Annotated in this window: 16 protein-coding genes and 2 tRNA genes; 9 read left to right on the top strand and 9 right to left on the bottom strand. The window is 36.2% G+C overall.

Translation table 11 applies throughout. From position 1 onward, the window contains the following. Nucleotides 1-46: 46 nt before the first annotated feature. Both AC4BC7_RS00685 and mprF read left to right on the top strand, forming a co-directional pair. Nucleotides 47-781, top strand: a complete 735-nt coding sequence (locus AC4BC7_RS00685; protein WP_490503522.1) for an alpha/beta fold hydrolase — start codon at nucleotides 47-49, stop codon at nucleotides 779-781. Further along, the gene (gene mprF, locus AC4BC7_RS00680) at nucleotides 768-3,305 is read left to right on the top strand and encodes a bifunctional lysylphosphatidylglycerol flippase/synthetase MprF (protein ID WP_490503521.1); all 2,538 of its coding nucleotides are present in this window, start codon (nucleotides 768-770) and stop codon (nucleotides 3,303-3,305) included. Before AC4BC7_RS00685 ends, mprF begins: the two co-directional genes overlap by 14 nt. A gap of 111 nt (nucleotides 3,306-3,416) precedes the next feature. Here the strand turns inward: mprF and AC4BC7_RS00675 are convergent, their stop codons facing one another. Beyond that, entirely contained in the window at nucleotides 3,417-4,052 is a 636-nt protein-coding gene (locus AC4BC7_RS00675) for a hypothetical protein (protein ID WP_490503520.1), read from the bottom strand. Nucleotides 4,053-4,159: 107 nt separating this feature from the next. Then, nucleotides 4,160-4,426: a hypothetical protein gene (locus AC4BC7_RS00670; RefSeq protein ID WP_490503519.1), complete on the bottom strand. Its 267-nt coding sequence runs from the start codon at nucleotides 4,424-4,426 to the stop codon at nucleotides 4,160-4,162. Between the two features lie 116 nt (nucleotides 4,427-4,542). Between AC4BC7_RS00670 and AC4BC7_RS00665 the strand changes: the two genes are divergently transcribed. Further along, a complete protein-coding gene (locus tag AC4BC7_RS00665; protein WP_490503518.1) occupies nucleotides 4,543-5,547 on the top strand; it encodes a nucleoid-associated protein in 1,005 nt (334 codons plus the stop codon). A 38-nt stretch (nucleotides 5,548-5,585) separates the two neighbouring features. Here the strand turns inward: AC4BC7_RS00665 and AC4BC7_RS00660 are convergent, their stop codons facing one another. Together AC4BC7_RS00660 and AC4BC7_RS00655 are read right to left on the bottom strand one after the other, a co-directional pair. Then, nucleotides 5,586-6,128, bottom strand: coding sequence for a hypothetical protein (locus AC4BC7_RS00660; protein WP_490503517.1), 543 nt, complete (start codon nucleotides 6,126-6,128; stop codon nucleotides 5,586-5,588). Between the two features lie 151 nt (nucleotides 6,129-6,279). Further along, nucleotides 6,280-8,688 carry a hydroxymethylglutaryl-CoA reductase, degradative gene (locus AC4BC7_RS00655; RefSeq protein WP_490503516.1) on the bottom strand — a complete coding sequence of 803 codons (2,409 nt, stop codon included), beginning with the start codon at nucleotides 8,686-8,688 and terminating at the stop codon, nucleotides 6,280-6,282. Nucleotides 8,689-8,867: 179 nt separating this feature from the next. Between AC4BC7_RS00655 and AC4BC7_RS00650 the strand changes: the two genes are divergently transcribed. From AC4BC7_RS00650 to AC4BC7_RS00635, 4 genes are all read left to right on the top strand, one after another. After that, nucleotides 8,868-10,022, top strand: a complete 1,155-nt coding sequence (locus AC4BC7_RS00650; protein WP_207872103.1) for a hydroxymethylglutaryl-CoA synthase — start codon at nucleotides 8,868-8,870, stop codon at nucleotides 10,020-10,022. A gap of 380 nt (nucleotides 10,023-10,402) precedes the next feature. Continuing rightward, nucleotides 10,403-11,383: an ABC transporter substrate binding protein gene (locus tag AC4BC7_RS00645; protein ID WP_490503515.1), complete on the top strand. Its 981-nt coding sequence runs from the start codon at nucleotides 10,403-10,405 to the stop codon at nucleotides 11,381-11,383. A gap of 63 nt (nucleotides 11,384-11,446) precedes the next feature. Further along, entirely contained in the window at nucleotides 11,447-12,346 is a 900-nt protein-coding gene (locus tag AC4BC7_RS00640) for an ABC transporter permease (protein ID WP_490503514.1), read from the top strand. Further along, the gene (locus tag AC4BC7_RS00635; protein ID WP_207872094.1) at nucleotides 12,343-13,146 is read left to right on the top strand and encodes an ABC transporter ATP-binding protein; all 804 of its coding nucleotides are present in this window, start codon (nucleotides 12,343-12,345) and stop codon (nucleotides 13,144-13,146) included. The genes AC4BC7_RS00640 and AC4BC7_RS00635 overlap by 4 nt, the downstream gene beginning before the upstream one ends. Nucleotides 13,147-13,235: 89 nt before the next feature. Here the strand turns inward: AC4BC7_RS00635 and AC4BC7_RS00630 are convergent. Both AC4BC7_RS00630 and AC4BC7_RS00625 read right to left on the bottom strand, forming a co-directional pair. Next, nucleotides 13,236-13,307 (bottom strand) — tRNA-Gln (locus tag AC4BC7_RS00630). Between the two features lie 18 nt (nucleotides 13,308-13,325). After that, a tRNA-His gene (locus AC4BC7_RS00625) sits at nucleotides 13,326-13,398 on the bottom strand. Nucleotides 13,399-13,611: 213 nt separating this feature from the next. On the opposite strand from AC4BC7_RS00625, the gene AC4BC7_RS00620 reads away from it, so the two are divergent. Then, nucleotides 13,612-14,583 (top strand): diaminopimelate dehydrogenase, encoded by a 972-nt coding sequence (locus AC4BC7_RS00620; RefSeq protein ID WP_490503513.1) that lies wholly within the window; start codon nucleotides 13,612-13,614, stop codon nucleotides 14,581-14,583. A 49-nt stretch (nucleotides 14,584-14,632) separates the two neighbouring features. On the opposite strand, the gene AC4BC7_RS00615 is transcribed toward AC4BC7_RS00620, so the two are convergent. Together AC4BC7_RS00615 and AC4BC7_RS00610 are read right to left on the bottom strand one after the other, a co-directional pair. After that, a complete protein-coding gene (locus AC4BC7_RS00615; protein ID WP_490503512.1) occupies nucleotides 14,633-15,427 on the bottom strand; it encodes an SDR family NAD(P)-dependent oxidoreductase in 795 nt (264 codons plus the stop codon). Between the two features lie 12 nt (nucleotides 15,428-15,439). After that, on the bottom strand, nucleotides 15,440-16,279 hold the full coding sequence (locus AC4BC7_RS00610; protein WP_490503511.1) for an aldo/keto reductase: 840 nt from the start codon (nucleotides 16,277-16,279) through the stop codon (nucleotides 15,440-15,442). A 130-nt stretch (nucleotides 16,280-16,409) separates the two neighbouring features. Here AC4BC7_RS00610 and AC4BC7_RS00605 point away from each other — a divergent pair, with 130 nt between their 5' ends. After that, a complete protein-coding gene (locus tag AC4BC7_RS00605; RefSeq protein WP_207872080.1) occupies nucleotides 16,410-16,766 on the top strand; it encodes a winged helix-turn-helix transcriptional regulator in 357 nt (118 codons plus the stop codon). A 40-nt stretch (nucleotides 16,767-16,806) separates the two neighbouring features. Here AC4BC7_RS00605 and AC4BC7_RS00600 read toward each other — a convergent pair whose 3' ends face one another. Beyond that, entirely contained in the window at nucleotides 16,807-18,012 is a 1,206-nt protein-coding gene (locus AC4BC7_RS00600; protein ID WP_490503510.1) for a M20 family metallo-hydrolase, read from the bottom strand. Nucleotides 18,013-18,020 lie beyond the last annotated feature (8 nt).

Here is an 18,020-nt window from a genome sequence, read left to right as displayed (position 1 = left end):
AATCGCTATACTTTACTCTAAGTGGAAAAGAAAACAGGTGATTAACATGGAAAGTAAAAAAAGATATTTAGAGGTAGCTGATGGTAGTCTCCTCTTTTATGAAATTTATGGACAAGGTTTCCCACTTTTTTTACTACACGGTAATAACAACGATGGAACCTATTTCCATTACCAAATTCAAAGTTTTATGAAAGAGTTTCAAGTGTTTGTCTTAGATAGTCGTGGTCAAGGGCATTCAACTAACACTGCTAGAAAAATTTCTTTCCAACAAATGGCTGATGATTTAAATGCCATTATGGAACATGAAAATATCACTCGTGCTAATATTTTAGGCTTTAGTGATGGAGCTAACATTGCAATGGTTTTCGCACATACTCATCCTGAAAAAGTAAATCGAATGGTTTTAAATGCAGGTAATACGAAAGTAACTGGGTTAAAAAATTATTGGGTTATTTTGACTTATTTACAGTATTTTGCCTACTGGTTCCTTGCTTTTTTCTTTGAACGTGCACGTGAAAAACGACCAATTATCGGGCTGATGACCCATGATATTGGATTAAGTCAAAAGGATTTAACAGAAATTACCGCTCCAACTTTGGTCATCGTAGGTAAACAGGATGACATTAAACTGAAACACACGCTAATGATTGTCAATCATCTCCCGCAAGCTAAATTTGTTTTAGTGCCAAAGCAAGGTCACACATTGGCAAGGAAAGACGCCAATAATTTCAATCAAGAAGTTCTTTCATTTTTAGGAGGAGAAGAAATTGAAAAAAATTAGTCAATGGGTCGTTCAACATAAGACCTTATTAAAAACTTTATTTGTTGCAATTTTATCAATTATTGTCAGTGCCGAGCTGTTATCAATTGCCAAAACAATTTCATTTGAACAACTAACGACATTATTTAAAGAAATACCCTTTTGGCGAATTGGTGCGATGATTTTGATTAGTCTGCTCGCTATTTTACCAATGTCTGGGTATGATTTTACCTTAAAAAGAATGCTGCAATTAGATTACAAAGCGAGTTACATTTTAGAAACAAGCTGGGTGATTAATACCATTAATAATATTGCTGGTTTTGGTGGTCTAGTTAGCATGGGCTTGCGCTCTGAATTTTATGGAAAAAAAGCGAGTAAAGAAATTTTTAGCGCCTTAACTAAAATTTTATTGTTTGTTTTATCGGGACTCTCGATTTACAGTTTCTTTTCATTTGCTGCTATCCATTTATTCCATACTAATGACTATCTCAAACAATATTGGCCTTGGTTGGTAGGTGGAAGCTTATATTTCCCAATTGTGTATTTTGTTACCAGTTTAAAAAAAGAAGGCTTGCTTGGTGGTCTCGAGCGAAAATTCCGCTTGTCATTGTTAGCCTCTTCTTTTTTAGAATGGACTGGAGTTGTCGTTAGTTTCTTAAGTATTGGTTATTTGTTAGGTGTTCATTTTTCAATATGGGAAGTCTTACCATTATTTATTTCTGCAATTATTATCGGAATTGTATCGATGATTCCGGGAGCATTAGGTAGTTTTGATGTCATGATGATTTTAGGTCTCTCGTCATTAGGAATTGAACGTGAGATGGTCGTTTTATGGCTCTTATTATTCCGTGTGTGTTATTACGGAATTCCAGTTGGGATCGGTATGGTTCTCTTCTTTAAACATATTTTCAAAAATTTTGATGAAAAATACGAAGGCATTCCTAAACAACTGACCTTAGAAATTTTCCATAAAATAGAAACTGGTTTACTGTATTTTTCTGGAATTATGATGGTACTTTTAGCAACTATTCCGCAAGCCTTTACTGATTTTCCATGGTTAAGTCACTTAAATCCTTTCCGCTTTCATTTTGTTGTCCAATTTCCGAGCATTTTAATCGGATTTACGCTTTTAATTATGGGACGAGGAATTGCTGCTCAGGTTAAACGTGCATATTGGCCAACTATTTTATTAATTAGTGCCGCTATTGTGTATTCATTTGTGATCGATTTTAGTTTTATTACTATCTTTTATCTGATTTGTTTATTGCTAATTGTAATGGTTTCAAAATCAGAATTAACTCGAGAACAATTTGTGTATTCTTGGGAATGGTTAACGATTGATGGGTTTGTCTTTGGCGTATTAACTGTTTTATATTTAATTATTGGCGTCTTTCAATTACCTGAGATTCCTCATCGTCCTCATCATTTTATGAGCTTTTTCTTATTGCCTTCTGAAAAAATTTGGCTTTCTGGCTTCGTCGTTATTAGCGTTGTCGCAGCGTGTATGTTATTGATGGTTCGCTATTTACAAGGACCTAAGAAAAAAATTGGCGATGACATCCAGCACGCCGATGTGCAAACGATTCTTGAAACATACGGTGGTAATAGCGATAGCGAGTTAGTCTTTTTAGAAGATAAATCAGTCTTTATTTATAAAAATAACGACGAACCAACTGTCTTTTTACAATTTAGTACCATTAATAATAAATGCGTCGTCATGGGCGATCCTTCTGGAAAACGTGAAGATTTTGCAGATGCTGTAGATGCGTTTATTCAAGAAGCAGATCGTTGGTGCTATCTACCTGTTTTTTACGAGTCACGTGAAGAAATGGTCATGATTTTACATGATTTTGGTTATGATTTTATTAAAATGGGTGAAGAAGCTTTAGTTGATTTAGAGACATTTACAACTTCTGGCAAAAAAATGCGGGGAACACGTGCCGTATTGAATAAAATTAACAAAGAAGGGTTTTCTTTTGATGTCTTACAGCCTCCGTTTTCAAAAGAAACTATGGTAGCCTTACAAGCTATTTCTGAAGAATGGTTAGATGGTCGCAAAGAACGAGGCTTTTCATTAGGCTTTTTCTCAGAAGCATATTTGCAAAGAAATCCGATTGCTGTCGTAAAGAATTCGGAAAATGAAATCGTCTCTTTTGCCAATATTATTCCTAGCTACACTAAAGAAATTGGCACGATTGATTTAATGCGTCACCATCCAACAAAAGCCCCTTCTGGCAGTATGGATTTCTTATTTATTCATTTATTTGATTACATGAAAGAATCGAGAATTCAGTATTTCGATTTAGGAATGGCACCGTTAGCTAATGTGGGACAATCACGGAAAAGCTTTCTACAAGAACGCATCGCCTCATTAGTCTATTCTTTTGGCAGTCACTTTTATTCTTTTCAAGGTTTACGTGACTATAAAGAAAAATATGCTAGTCAATGGATTTCTCGCTACACGTTGTATTCACGAGATAGCTGGATTGCGTATGTGATGATTGCGTTACTCATTTTAGATAATAAACCTATCGAAAACGAGTAAAACAATATTCTGATGATAAAAAAATATCCGAACTACTAGAGTAAATTTGTCGCAAATTCATTAGAATTGGCACTGTCCACTCTTGATAGTTCGGATATTTTTAGTAATTTATTAGCGATTGCCAATTGATGTTTGCGCAAAAGCTTCAATAATCGGAATTACGTCTAATTTTAGTTTGTATTTGCGTTCCAACGCAGATTCAATAACAAATTCATTTTCTTTAACAGCAGAAATAGTTGCTAGCAAGCGATTTTCTTTGGCTGTTTTTTCAATCACACGAATTTCTTCCGCTACTTGCTCAACTTGGAATTTAGGAAAAGCTTGGATTTGTTCGTTAAATTCAACAAAAGTTAGTCCATCTATTGATTTTTTTCCTTCATCTTCATTTGATTCAGGTACTTCTTTAGCCACTTTTGGAGTTGCAGGTGTCCAGTAGCTTGCTACTTCATCCGCTAAATTACTACTGAAGCGCTCTAGAAATCCCTTTTCTTGACTTTGAATACGTTTGACAGCAACATTGAAATTTTCATCTAATGGTACCGTAATCACATAATTGTTTACCGCTTCATTATCATCCACAAGTTCAATCGCTAGTTCTTGTTTGTTTTCAGATTTAATGTACACTTTTGTTGTTAAGTTGTATTTCTCAACCGTTTTTTCTTCTAAACTTTCAAAGAGCATTTTACGTGCCACTTCAAAAGAAGGACGAAATTGTTTTTTTAATTTTGCTAATTGTTTCTTTTTCATGATGTTCCCCTTTCAATACCTTTTCGATTATATGAAAAAATTTATGAATTGAACAGAGATTTTCATGAAAAAATGCAAAAAATGAGAGTAATATAAAAATAAAGCGTTTATTTTAACTGATTGATGTACTGATATTTAGGAATAATCGCTAATAAGTCGCGTGTTTTATTAATTGCCAGCACGGTGTTTTGCCATTCTTCAAGCGTATACTCACTTCCTAATCGTTCTGTTAACGATGCTAACACTTCCTCTTTCGTCCAATCACGTGCAGGATAATGTTGAATTTTATTTGCGTCAACTAAGAAAATAAAATTATCACTCAACGCATTGGTTACTGCTTCTGGAAAATTGGCTAATCGTTCTGTAATGTCCATGTAAATGGCCTCCTTTTTATTCAGTGTAGCAAGCACATCTTCTTTTGACAACTGTCATCTTTTACTTCCTAGAAAGCCATTTTTCTTGTACACTAGACTTTGAAGGAGCGAAGCAAATGGATATTTATTTAAAACGTGCCATCTTACACATCATTGATCGTGAAGCAGGTGATCCTGTTTATTCGCAAGTTGAATTAGATTTAACGGCTGAATATATACGCGATTATTTAACAAAAAAAATTCAAAAATTATCAACAGCACAAACTAAAACAGGTGTTTTAGTTGAGGACTCTACTATTGGCCAATTAGCCAACGTGGCGGAATCAGACTTCACTCAATTTAGCGAACACTTTGTTGCTCGTTGGTATGACATCTACCATCAAAGCGAAGATGCCCCTAGTGCAGACGTCTTTATCGTTTTATACGAAATGGATACAGAAATGTATGTTGCCTTTCTGAAAGTCAATTACACGGATGCTTATACGCATTTCGTTGAGGCTGATGAAACCGGCATCCAAAACAAATTAATCATTAACCGTGCTATTTTAGGTGGAAAAACACAAAAAGCAGATGAAGGCTTAACACTGAATCTAACAAGTTTAGCTTATGAGCTAATCGAAAAAAAATACAGCTTTTCAGGTGACAAAGGTTTCTATTTCTCGACGAAAGTTATTGAATCTCAACCTGTTCCTTCTCTAGAAGAAAATGTCAAAGTCATCAAAAAAGTGGCGGAAAAAATTGGGCAAAAATTTGAAGCCCCTTCTTATGATATTATAGCGGATGTAAAAGAAGCGGTCTTTGATACGATTGAAGAAACGGGACAAATTGACGCGAAAGAAATTGCCGAAAAAGTGTTCAAAGATAATATTACGGCACAAATGGCATTCCAAGAAGAAGTCGTGGATAAAGGGTTTGTTAATCGCGCGCCCATGTTACGAGAAGTGAAAGAAATCTCTGAAAAAAAATATGGCAAACAAAAACTGAAATTGTCTAACGGTATTGAATTAATTGTCCCTTTAGATGTTTACCGTAATCCTGATTTAATCGAATTCGTCAATAATCCTGATGGAACAATTTCCGTCACAATTAAAAATGTCGATGAAGTGATTAATCGTCTATAAAAAGAAAGACTGACGCAAAAAATTTAGCGTCAGTCTTTTTACTTAATTACTATTTTTTGTTTTTGAATCGTATCTTCAGTGCTGATATATTTTTCAGCATTTTCAGGATCCTGTTTAACTTTATTTAAGATTTCTTCATCTGTCGTTGTCAAAACAATCCCCACTACACCATCATTGATTTTTTCATAAGGAATAAAGGCTGTCATGCGATCAGTCGCTTGTTTTTCAGTTCCGATTTGAACAGTTTCTTTGGCATCGTATAAGCGTACAGAGTAATAGCCTACATCGGATTTATATTCTAAATAATACGTTTTTTCAATAGGTCGAGTTAAATTGGTTGTGTTGAACACTTCTTGCTCTAACTCTCGATTAGCAAGATTAATATTAATTAAATAAATACTTTTTTCTTTTGGTTCAACAATTTCATAGGTAACAACTTTCTCCTCATTACTAGGAATCGGCTTAACAATAGTCGATTCTGCACTGTTCGAATGACGATTATTATTTATGATAAAAAAGAAAGCAAACGCAATTAATAAAACAAGCGCAGCAAGTAAGCATTCTGGTTTTCTCTTTTTCATATTGTTCCCGCCCTTCTCCCGATAATTTCTTATTATATCATCTGAAATTTTTTAGAACCGTTTTTGCCCCAAACGTTAGAAATTCATGCCTGAACGTCGAAATCAAAAAAACGATTGACAATTTCTCAAGGAATTTGCCAATCGTTAGCGTTTATTTTTGAATGGATGCAAGAATCCTTCGTGCAGTTGCTTCATTCATTGTCGTTTTCTTTAATTCGTCAGCAACTTTTTGAATGTCTTCACCTTTTGCGCCAACGCTTAATGCTAAAGAGCGAGCTTGTAATGACATATGCCCTTTTTGAATTCCTTCTGATACTAAAGCACGTAAGGCCGCTAAATTTTGTGCTAAACCTACTGCAGCAATCACTTCTGCTAACTCTTTGGCCTGATCTACTGCCAATAGTTGCAATGCAATTTGTGCTTTAGGCAAAACTTTTGTTGCGCCACCTACAGTTCCTAAGGCTAAGGGAAGTTGAATCGCCCCATGCAAATGAGTATCCGTCATTGTCCATTGACTCAACCCTCGGTACTGTCCATCACGCGCCGCATATGCATGAATAGCAGCTGATGCCGCACGTGTATCATTACCTGTCGCTAAAATCACTGCTTCTACGCCATTCATAATGCCTTTATTGTGAGTGGCAGCACGATAAGTATCTAGTTGGGCAAACGTTGATGCGGCTGCAATTTTTTTAGCGACTTCCCGACCATTTTTGCCCAAAGCATCAAAAGAAATAGCACAAGAAGCATTAACTACTGCTTCTGTTGGGTAATTACTCAAAATACTGAATAAAATTTCTTCATCAAACCATTCACGAAAAACATTCGCAATACCTTCTACTATCGTATTGACTATATTAGCACCCATCGCATCTTGTGTATCCACAAGTAAATCCACGGATAGAAAACTTTCATTTTCTGGAAAATCACGAATAAGAATTTCTCGTAATCCTCCGCCACGTTTAACGATAGAAGGATAGACTGTTTGAGCTGTTTCAAATAAGACCGCTTGCTTGTTCTCAATTGTTTGGCGAATCATTTGTGCATCGTGAACATTCATAAATACAATTTGTCCACGCAATAATTTTTGTGTCATTTCACTTGTGAAACCACCGAATGAAGAGGCCATTTTAGCACCATTGCTGCATGCAGCAATCACAGAAGGTTCTTCTGTTGCCATGGGTACCACATAGGATTTTCCATTAACAATAAAGTTTAAGCCAACTCCCAAAGGCGTCGATACTTCACTAATTTGATTTTCAATCAAATGATTGGCAATCTCTTCTGATAATGCCATCGTCATCAATTCTGGTTTTTCATTGACAGTCAGCACTTTTTTTTCAATCAATTGATCTAAGCGTTCTTCTCTAGACAGCTCATAAAACTTTTTTTCAGATTTGCCTGCTCTTTCTAATAAAACAGCTAACCCTAGTCCTCCACCTACACATAAAGAAGCAATTGCATAGTGGCCATTTATCCGATTCAATTGATGCGCCGCAGTTGTCACAATACGCGTCCCACTTGCACCAATTGGATGACCTAAAGAAATGCCACCACCACAAATATTGAGTTTTTCATCAGGAATAGCCAATTCTTGTTGAACCACAATAGAAGATGCTGCAAAAGCCTCATTAATCTCAAACAAATCAATTGCATCTATCGATAAAGCGTTGCGTTCTAGAAGTGAACGAATCGCTTTAATTGGCGAAATCCCCATAATACTTGGATCAATGCCGACTTCTGTAATATCTTTAATCACAGCAAGATAGGGCAATTGATGCTTTTCAGCAAATGATTTTGATGCAAGTAAGACACCTGCTGCACCGTCGTTTAATGTAGACGCATTACCAGCAGTCACTGTGCCTTCTTCTTTAAAAACAGTGCGAAGTGTTCCTAATTTTTCAAGAGTCGTTTCAGGACGAATGCCTTCATCTTTTTCGTACACTGTCTCTGCTATTTCTACTGGTAAAATTTCTTCTACAAAATAGCCTTTTGCTTGTGCTGCTGCTGCTTTTTGCTGTGAATATAACGCAAACGTATCTTGTTGTTGGCGTGTAATAGTAAATTGTTCCGCTACATTTTCAGCGGTCAAGCCCATATGTTTGCCACTAAAAGCATCTGTTAAACCATCTTTAATCATCACTGGTTTTGGTTGGCTATAAGAGTCTGTTTGTTTATCATATTGCGACAGATAAGGTGCTTGACTCATACTTTCAACGCCACCTGCTAATACAACCTCCGCTTCACCTAATTGAATTGCTTGTCTAGCTAAGGCGATTGCTTTCAAACCAGATCCGCAAACCTCATTGATTGTTGACGCTGGAATGTCATAAGATAACCCACTATTTAACGCAATTTGGCGTGCAGGATTTTGACCATTCCCTGCTTGTAAAACATTCCCAAAAATAACTTGTTGTACTTCTTTTTGTAGCATTGGATTTCTTTTTAATAGTGCCTGTGTGACGGTTGTCCCTAACGTAACAGCCGAAACTTGATTAAATTGACCTCGATACTTTCCAATTGGCGTTCTCAAGGCATCAATAATTACAACTTCTTCCACTTTGCCACCTCCAAAATGAACTATAGCATTCTTCTGTTGAAAAAAAAACTTTCTCTTTATTATAACCATTTTTTACTAAAGATTCTTTAACAATCTTTAAATTATCTGCTATTTTTTCCCTAATTTTCACAAAAATATGTTACTTTATAAAAGTAAACTATCGTTAAAGGAGATTAACTATGACTGTTGGTATAGATAGAATCAGTTTTTTTGTTCCGCCTTATTTTATTGACATGACGGATTTAGCTCATGCTCGTGATGTTGATCCAAATAAATTCCATATTGGGATTGGCCAAGATCAAATGGCTATAAATGCCAAAACACAAGATATCGTAACTTTTGCGACCAATGCAGCCAAGCATATTTTGACAGAGGAAGATTTAGAAACAATTGATACAGTAATTGTGGCAACTGAATCAGGGATTGATGAATCAAAAGCCGCTTCTGTTGTCCTTCACCGTTTGTTAGGAATTCAACCTTTTGCTCGCTCATTTGAAATCAAAGAAGCTTGTTATGGGGGCACGGCAGGTTTGCAATTTGCAAAAAACCATGTGACTCTTCATCCTGAAAGTAAAGTCTTAGTCGTCGCAACCGATATTGCGCGTTATGGTTTAAATTCTGGTGGTGAACCAACACAAGGTGCTGGGGCAGTTGCGATGTTAATTACCGCTAATCCTAGAATTTTAAGTTTGAATGATGACAATGTGATGTTAACGCAAGATATCTATGATTTCTGGCGACCAGTTGGCCATGATTATCCACTAGTTGATGGACCACTATCAAACGAGACGTATATCAATGCCTTCCAAAAAGTTTGGCAAGAAAATACACGTCGAAATGGTTATACACTAGCCGATTATCAAGCCTTAGCTTTTCATATTCCTTACACAAAAATGGGCAAAAAAGCCTTACTTGCTATTTTAGAAAATGAAACAGAAGACGAACAAGCGCGCATTCTTGCACGCTATGAAGAAAGTATCGCTTATAGTCGCCGAATTGGGAATCTTTATACGGGTTCATTATATTTGGGCCTCATTTCACTCTTAGAGCATGCCACAAGTTTAAAAGCTGGGGATCGAATTGGGCTTTTTAGTTATGGCTCCGGTGCTGTTTCTGAATTTTTCAGTGGTCATTTAGTTGAAGGCTACGAACACTATTTGTTGGCCGATGTTCATACTGCTCTATTAGAACAACGTGTTAAATTATCAATTGAAGCCTATGAAGAATTATTTAATGACAAACTAGATACAACTATTGATGGAACATTTGATGACGATACTCTATTTAGTATCTCAGAGATTCAACATACCATTCGTTCATATCGGACAAAATAAACAGTGACATCCTTTCATGTAATATGAGGGGATGTTTTTTATTGACGAAAATTTCTGAAGATTTGAAATTTTCGATTGACTTAACGCCCCTTTTTCTCTTATACTGAATACATTCAATGTGGAGGGATTATTATGACCAATCTAAATACGCAAACACAATTGAATTACTTTTACTTTAGCTATTTTAGATAGGCTTGTAGTCGGCAATTTGGGTACAGGCGGAAAAATTATTTTCGTATCTATTTGGCTAGGGTCTTTTGTTAGCCATGTAGACACTTCCTAAATGGCTGAAAATGTTGATTTTAAGATGTTTTTCATCCATTTAGACACTTGTCTGAATGGATTTTTTATTTTTAAAAATTATTCTAGGGGGAAAAAAAATGAAAATGAAAAAATTAGTTACAACTAGCTTTGTTGCGTTGAGCGTATTTGCTTTAGCTGCTTGTGGTACACCTAACGAGGAGTCAAAGGGTGACAGCGATGCAAAAAAAGTTGGTGTTTTACAAATTGTGCAGCATGGTTCATTAGATGCAGCATACGAAGGTTTTAAAGAAGGTTTAGCTGAAGGCGGCTATAAAGAAGGCGAAAACTTAGTCATTGATTATCAAAATGCTCAAAACAATCAAGACAATTTGAAAAGTATGAGTGAAAAATTAGTCAAAGATAAATCCGATTTATTATTAGGGATTGCTACTCCTGCTGCTCAATCGTTAGCCAATGAAACCCAAGATATTCCAATTGTTGTAACAGCAGTTACGGACTTAGCAGAAGCAAAATTAGTTGATTCCAATGAAAAACCAGGTCGTAATGTGACAGGAACAACCGATATGGTCCCAGATATTAGCAAACAAACCGATCTATTATTAAGCATCATTGATAATCCAAAAACAATTGGTATCATGTACAATGCTGGTGAAGCAAATTCAAAAATTCAAGCGAGCTTAGCCAAAGAAGCCTTGGAAAAAGCTGGTGTTGAAGTCAAAGAATTAACGGCAAACACTACCAATGATGTGCAACAAGTTACTACAAGTTTAGCCAAAGACGTTGATGGCATTTACATTCCAACCGACAATACCTTTGCCAGTGCTGCAACTGTGGTTGGTGAAGTAGCGAAAGAAACAAAAACACCAATCGTTGCGGCTTCTATTGAACAAGTAGAAGCTGGCGGTTTAGCAACATACGGTATTGATTATGAATCATTAGGTAGACAAACTGGTTTAATGGCAGCAAAAATCCTTGATGGCGATGCGACACCTAGCACCACGCCTGTAGAATACGCTAATGAATTAAAATTAGTCGTAAATGAAGAGATGGCTGAAGCGTTAGGTATTGATCCAGCAAGTATTAAAGCACCTGAATAAGGCGTTTGCGAGGACGATACTCACTCGTCCTCGTTATTATTTTATAAGATTTGAGGAATGAGTATGGATATATTAATTCTAGTACAGTCAGCGACTTCCCAAGGGGTCGTTTGGGCATTGTTAGCGATTGGTGTTTTTATCACCTTTCGAATTTTAGATATTGCAGATTTAACCGCCGAAGGAAGTTTTCCACTTGGCGCGGGGATTGCGGCAATTAGTATCACAAATGGTTATTCACCATGGATTGCCACCTTATTAGGATTTTTTGGTGGTGTATTAGCAGGTTTGGTTTCTGGATTACTTCATACGAAATTAAAAATCCCTGCTTTGTTAGCGGGAATTATTACAATGACTGGCTTATATTCTGTCACTTCACGTGTAATGCAAGCTCCTAACATCGCATTATTAGGAGAAAAAACAGTTTTTAGTTGGTTTCAATCATTAGGTTTAAACAAAATTAATGCCACAATTATTGTTGGTACATTAATTGCTGCACTGGTTATTTTATTGCTATTTTTATTTTTCCGCACAGAAACTGGACTAGCCATTCGTGCAACTGGCGATAATATTGATATGAGTGAGGCAAACGGTATTAATACCGACAACATGAAAATGATTGGTTATATGATTTCAAACGGTTGTATTGCCCTATCAGGTGCGTTAATTGCACAAAATAATGGGTTCGCTGATTTGAACTCTGGTGTTGGGACAATTGTTATTGGATTAGCTTCGATTATCATTGCAGAAGTTTTATTCCGTAATCAACCGTTATTGTTCAGACTAATAACGATTGTCGTTGGTGCAATTATTTACCGATTCATTTTAGCAATTGTTTTCGAATTAAATGTCGAACCAGCCGATTCAAAAATTGCCTCTGCCATCGTCCTAGTTTTATGTTTATCGTTACCACAAATTCGTGGAAAACTAGGGCTAAATAAATCAAAAGGAGGCATGAAAAAATGACTCCCGTATTAGAAATTAAAGATTTACACCAAATTTTTGAACAAGGAACTATCAATGAAAATCACGTCTTAAAAGGCATTGATTTAACTATTCAACCTGGAGAATTTATTACGATTATTGGTGGAAACGGTGCTGGTAAATCAACTTTATTAAACAGTATTGCTGGTGCGATTCCTCCAAAACAAGGAACTATTTTACTAAATGGTAAAAATGTGACGAAAGATTCTGTCATCAAACGTTCAAAATCAATTAGTCGCGTATTCCAAGATCCAAAACTGGGGACTGCGGTTCGTTTAACAGTGGAAGAAAATTTAGCTTTGGCTTTAAAACGTGGGAAAAAACGTGGATTTAGCTTGGCTGTTAAAATGAAAAATCGTCCTTTCTTCAAAGAACAACTTGCTACGTTAAATCTAGGATTGGAAAATCGTTTAACTGCTGAGATTGGGTTACTTTCAGGTGGACAACGTCAAGCTATCACGCTATTAATGGCAACTTTGGTTCGTCCTGACTTAATTTTATTAGATGAACATACCGCTGCATTGGATCCTAAAACCTCCATTACAGTGATGGAATTAACGGATCGTTTAATTAAAGAACATCAACTAACAGCTTTCATGGTTACGCATGATATGGAAGATGCCATTAAATATGGTACTCGATTAATCATGCTCCACCAAGGACAAATTGTAGTGGATATTTCCGAAGAAGAAAAACGTCATTTAACCGTGCCACAATTAATGGAAATGTTCCAAAAAAATAGCGGTACTGAATTAAAAGATGACCAGTTATTATTAAGTTAACCAAAATTGCCCGTAGTGATTTTTTTCATCACTGCGGGTAATTTGTTATAAAAAAAAGACAATTACCAAAATGATAATTGTCTTCACAACTGGGGTAGCTGGATTCGAACCAACGCATGAGGGAGTCAAAGTCCCTTGCCTTACCGCTTGGCTATACCCCAAGATTAAATATATTAAAGGGCGACCGATGGGAATCGAACCCACGAGTGCCGGAGCCACAATCCGGTGCGTTAACCACTTCGCCACGGTCGCCATCATGTCATCTTATCTAACAAATTTACTGTTAAATTCGCAACGACTCAACTATTATAACATCGTCTACTTTATTTGTCTACCTTTTTTCTGTTATTTTCCATAAGAATTTCAGTTCTTCCGAGTAGACGCAAAAAAATATTTCATCTCCTACTCTCATGGCGATGAAACATGTTATAATTTTTTTATCTTAATAAAAGGAAGTGTGACACAATGATAGAAGTTGGAATTATTGGTTATGGTAATTTAGGACGCGGTGTGGAACGTGCGTTAAAACAAAATAAAGATATGGAATTAGTAGGTGTATTTACGCGACGTGCTCCAGAAACAGTTACAACAGAAGGTGCCTCAGCTTACACAATGGAAGATTTAACTGCTTATCAAGATAAAATCGATGTTTGTATTTTATGTGGCGGTTCTGCAACTGACCTACCTATTCAAACACCAGAATTAACACACTTATTTAATACAGTGGATAGCTTTGACACTCATGCAAAAATTCCTGAACATTTTGCTAATGTTGATAAGGTTGCCAAAGAAAATCAAACCGTTTCGATTATCTCTACAGGTTGGGATCCAGGTCTCTTTAGTTTAAATCGTTTATACGCACAAAGTATTTTACCAAATGGCGAAACCTATACTTTTTGGGGCAAAGGTGTGAGTCAAGGACATTCTGACGCGTTACGTCGTATTGCCGGTGTGGCTGATGCTACGCAATATACTATTCCCAATACAGAAATTATTGAACGTCTAAAAGCTGGTGAAAAGCTAACTTTAACAACACGTGATAAACACTTGAGAGAATGTTTTGTTGTTTTAGAAGAAAACGCGGACGCTGAAAAAATCAAAGAAGAAATCGTGACGATGCCGAATTATTTTGCAGATTACGATACAGAAGTTCATTTCATCTCGCAAGAAGAATTAAATCATGACCATAAAGCAATGCCTCATGGAGGTACTGTTTTGCATACTGGAACGACACATGAAAATACTAAGCAAGTGATTGAATACAACTTATATTTAGACAGTAATCCTGAGTTTACAGCAAGTGTTTTAGTTGCCTATGCTCGTGCTTGCGCTCGTCTAGCAAATGAACAAACATTTGGCGCATATACTGTGTTAGATATTGCACCTAAATATTTATCACCTATTTCAGATGAAGAATTAAGAAAAGAGTTACTATAAAATAGCAACAAACTGGAAAAACCGAGTGTTTTCCAGTTTGTTTTTTTATTTAAAAAATCGTAGGAATCATGCCTCCATCTAATCGCAAGGCAGCTCCTGAAAATGAACGAGATGCCTGACTTGCTACGAAGACGACAAAGCGTCCAATTTCTTCTGGACGAATCAAACGTTGAATTTGCGATAAGGGTCGATGATTTTTCATGAAATCTGCTTCCCAGTCGGCTTCATCTAAACCACTTCCTTGATACATGGTAACTAACATGTCGTGCACACCTTCAGTTAAGGTTGAACCTGGCAAGATTGTATTCACAGTGACATTGGTCTGTTTTGTTAATCTCGATAAACTTTTGGCTAAGGATAAATTCATGGTCTTCGTCATACTATATTGTGCCATTTCACCTGAAGGCATCAAAGCTTCTTCACTAGCTATAAATAAAATACGACCGAAATCATTGGCAAGCATCTTTGGTAAATAAAATTTCGCCAGAGCATTTCCAGCTAAAACGTTTGTAGTAAAATACGTTTTCCAAACTTCATCCGTAATCTCAAAGTAATCTATTGGCTGAAAAATCCCCATATTATTAATCAAAATATCAACCTCTGGAAATGCAACGAAAAGTTGTTCTCTTTGTGTGTCTTTGGATAAATCAAATGGTGCCGCTTGCGGATTAGTTTCAGGAAATTGTTGTTTTAATTCGTGAACTACCTCTGAAACAGCTTCGGTCTGTCGTCCATTAATAATCACACTAGCTCCTTCACGTGCAAATTCTATTGCAATAGCTTTCCCAATCCCTTTCGTTGACCCTGTGACTAAAACTGTCTTATTTTTTAAATATAACTCCATGTTTTCCCCTCCTTAAAAATCAAATATATCTGGATCTGGTCCCACACGTAAGTTTTCGTTCAATTCGTTCAATCGCGCCATATCTTCCAAAGCTAATTCAAAATCAAAAATTGCAGCATTGCTCAACATTCGATTGGAATGAATGGACTTTACCACTAATAAAATATCTTGTTGCACCTCCCAACGCAAAATAACTTGTGCTGCTGTTTGATGAACTTTTTCAGCAATTTCTAAAATCGTGGGATGAGTTAACAACTCGCCTTGCATTAATGGTGACCAAGCTTGAACATGAATGTCATGTTTCCGGCAAAATTCTCGTAATTCGTTTTGTGCTAACTTAGGATGTAATTCAATTTGATTCAATACAGGTTTCACTTTAGCAAAAGAAAATAACCTTTCTAAATGATGAATTTGAAAATTACTTACACCGATAGCTTTAATTTTTCCTTCATCATACAATTCTTCCAATGCAGACCAAGCTGCTTCAAATGCATTATTTCCTGGCCAATGAATCAAATACAGATCTACGTATTCCAATTGCAAACGTGCTAAACTTGCTTCGAAAGCTGCTTTTGTTTCTTGTTTTGTTAAATGATTATTCCAAACTTTAGTTGTAATGAATAAATCTTCACGTTGTAAACCAGTTGCCTTTAGCCCTTCTTGAATTCCCAAACCTGTAGCCGTTTCATTGCCATATATTTCTGCTGTATCAATTAAACGGTAGCCATTCACAATGCCAGTTTTAACAACTTCGGCAGTTTGTTCTTCAGGAATTTGAAAGACACCTATTCCTAATCCCGGTATTGATGTTCCATTATTTAGTTTTATTCTATCTGTTAACGATTGAATCATGTGTATCATCTCCTTGAAAATTTCTATGTGTATCATATAATGAAGATACTTAGATGTATAGTACGTACTTTTTTGTATGATACACACTCAAAAGTATGTATTGGATAAATAAAGGAGTTTGGAATAAAAAATGACAGAAAAAATTTATAATATTGGTGTTGAAGCAACAATGGACGTTATTGGAGGAAAATGGAAACCGATTATTTTATGTAATTTACGTGAAGCACCGTTACGTCCAAGTGACCTTCAACGCAAAATTCCTGGTATTAGTCAGAAAATGCTCACACAACAATTACGCGAATTAGAACAATCAAATATCGTTCATCGCAAATCGTACAATCAAGTTCCGCCTAAAGTCGAATATGCCCTAAGTCAGTATGGTCAAACCTTAAGTACTGTGTTAGATAGCTTGTGCGAATGGGGTAAATTACATGTCAATACCTTACAAAAACAAGGACACCAGATTATTCTTTTGGAAGAGGAATAAAAAAACTGATTTGAGTCTTGTTACTCAAATCAGTTTTTTATTAATACGCTAGGCGATAAATAAATTCTTTCAAAATTTCTTTGCCGCGTTCTAAATCTTCCGCAGTGGTATACTCATACGGAGAATGTGAAATGCCATTGCGACTTGGAACAAATAATAACGCTGTTTTGGTCACAAGATTCATGACCTGGGTATCGTGGCCAGCACCACTTGCCATTTTTTCGTAGCTACTATTTTTATCGTGGCAAATTTCTTCTAATAATGATAAGAAACCTTCATCCATTTTTTCAGAAGGTTCATTTAACCAGCGTTCTACGATAATCATTGTTTCTTGTTTTGCAACATACGCCTGTAGTTTTTCTTCAAAGTCATCCAATACCTCTGCATTGATATGACGGACATCAATAGAAAAAACAGCTTTTCCGGGAATAACATTGACTACATTAGGGCTTAACTGTATTTCTCCAACGGTATATACAAAAGGCTCTCCAATTTGTTGGGCAACATTTTCTAAATAAGTAATCAATTGAATCGCATGTTTGAAAGCATCTTTACGCATCGACATAGGAGTTGTTCCTGCATGATTCGCTTCGCCATTAATTGTTACAGTAAATTTCTTTTGAGCCACAATTCCTGTTACAAGTCCAATTTGTTTTTGTTTGAGTTCTAAAACAGGACCTTGTTCAATATGAATTTCAGCAAAACTGATAGGCATTTGTGCTTTCCCTATCGGAAATTTGGCTTTTAACGGTGCCAATGCCTTTTCACGCTCCTCAATAAAAGAGAAACCTTCTCGATCTTGCAGTTGTTTTATATCCGGTAAGGCATCAATCACATTCAATGAACCTGAGAAATTCATGGGAAAACGACTACCTTCTTCTTCAGAAAAGATCAATACTTGCAAATCATATGTCGGTTGACCATATTGCTCAACCAATTCTTTTACAGAAACAATAGCTGCTGCGACACCGTATACCCCATCATATTTACCAGCATTTACTACGGAATCAATATGACTACCTAAAGTCACAGCGCCTTCTTTTGTGCCTTTAATCGTTAAAATACCATTGCCCATTTCATCAATAGCCACATCCATACCTAATTTTTGAGCAAGTCCTAAGAGATAGTCTTGCGCTTGTGTCCAGCTTTCTTGGTAAACCAACCGCGTGATTTGCGGTACTGGATCATTCGTAAAAGTTGCTATTTTTTCGATGATGTCATGAACCGTTAATTCTGATTGAACCATTTAATCAC

The organism is Enterococcus sp. AMC1623 (genome assembly GCF_058216495.1).
Note: the sequence above shows the minus strand (reverse complement) of the source record. Positions and strands in the feature narration are given on the sequence as shown.

Coding starts and splice junctions, on each gene's coding strand:
- AC4BC7_RS00605 (WP_207872080.1), top strand. CDS start 16,410: ATGACAGAAAAAATTTATAATATTGGTGTTGAAGCAACAATGGACGTT.
- AC4BC7_RS00665 (WP_490503518.1), top strand. CDS start 4,543: ATGGATATTTATTTAAAACGTGCCATCTTACACATCATTGATCGTGAA.
- AC4BC7_RS00615 (WP_490503512.1), bottom strand. CDS start 15,427: ATGGAGTTATATTTAAAAAATAAGACAGTTTTAGTCACAGGGTCAACG.
- AC4BC7_RS00670 (WP_490503519.1), bottom strand. CDS start 4,426: ATGGACATTACAGAACGATTAGCCAATTTTCCAGAAGCAGTAACCAAT.
- AC4BC7_RS00675 (WP_490503520.1), bottom strand. CDS start 4,052: ATGAAAAAGAAACAATTAGCAAAATTAAAAAAACAATTTCGTCCTTCT.
- AC4BC7_RS00685 (WP_490503522.1), top strand. CDS start 47: ATGGAAAGTAAAAAAAGATATTTAGAGGTAGCTGATGGTAGTCTCCTC.
- AC4BC7_RS00635 (WP_207872094.1), top strand. CDS start 12,343: ATGACTCCCGTATTAGAAATTAAAGATTTACACCAAATTTTTGAACAA.
- AC4BC7_RS00600 (WP_490503510.1), bottom strand. CDS start 18,012: ATGGTTCAATCAGAATTAACGGTTCATGACATCATCGAAAAAATAGCA.
- AC4BC7_RS00645 (WP_490503515.1), top strand. CDS start 10,403: ATGAAAATGAAAAAATTAGTTACAACTAGCTTTGTTGCGTTGAGCGTA.
- AC4BC7_RS00620 (WP_490503513.1), top strand. CDS start 13,612: ATGATAGAAGTTGGAATTATTGGTTATGGTAATTTAGGACGCGGTGTG.
- AC4BC7_RS00610 (WP_490503511.1), bottom strand. CDS start 16,279: ATGATTCAATCGTTAACAGATAGAATAAAACTAAATAATGGAACATCA.
- AC4BC7_RS00640 (WP_490503514.1), top strand. CDS start 11,447: ATGGATATATTAATTCTAGTACAGTCAGCGACTTCCCAAGGGGTCGTT.
- AC4BC7_RS00650 (WP_207872103.1), top strand. CDS start 8,868: ATGACTGTTGGTATAGATAGAATCAGTTTTTTTGTTCCGCCTTATTTT.
- AC4BC7_RS00660 (WP_490503517.1), bottom strand. CDS start 6,128: ATGAAAAAGAGAAAACCAGAATGCTTACTTGCTGCGCTTGTTTTATTA.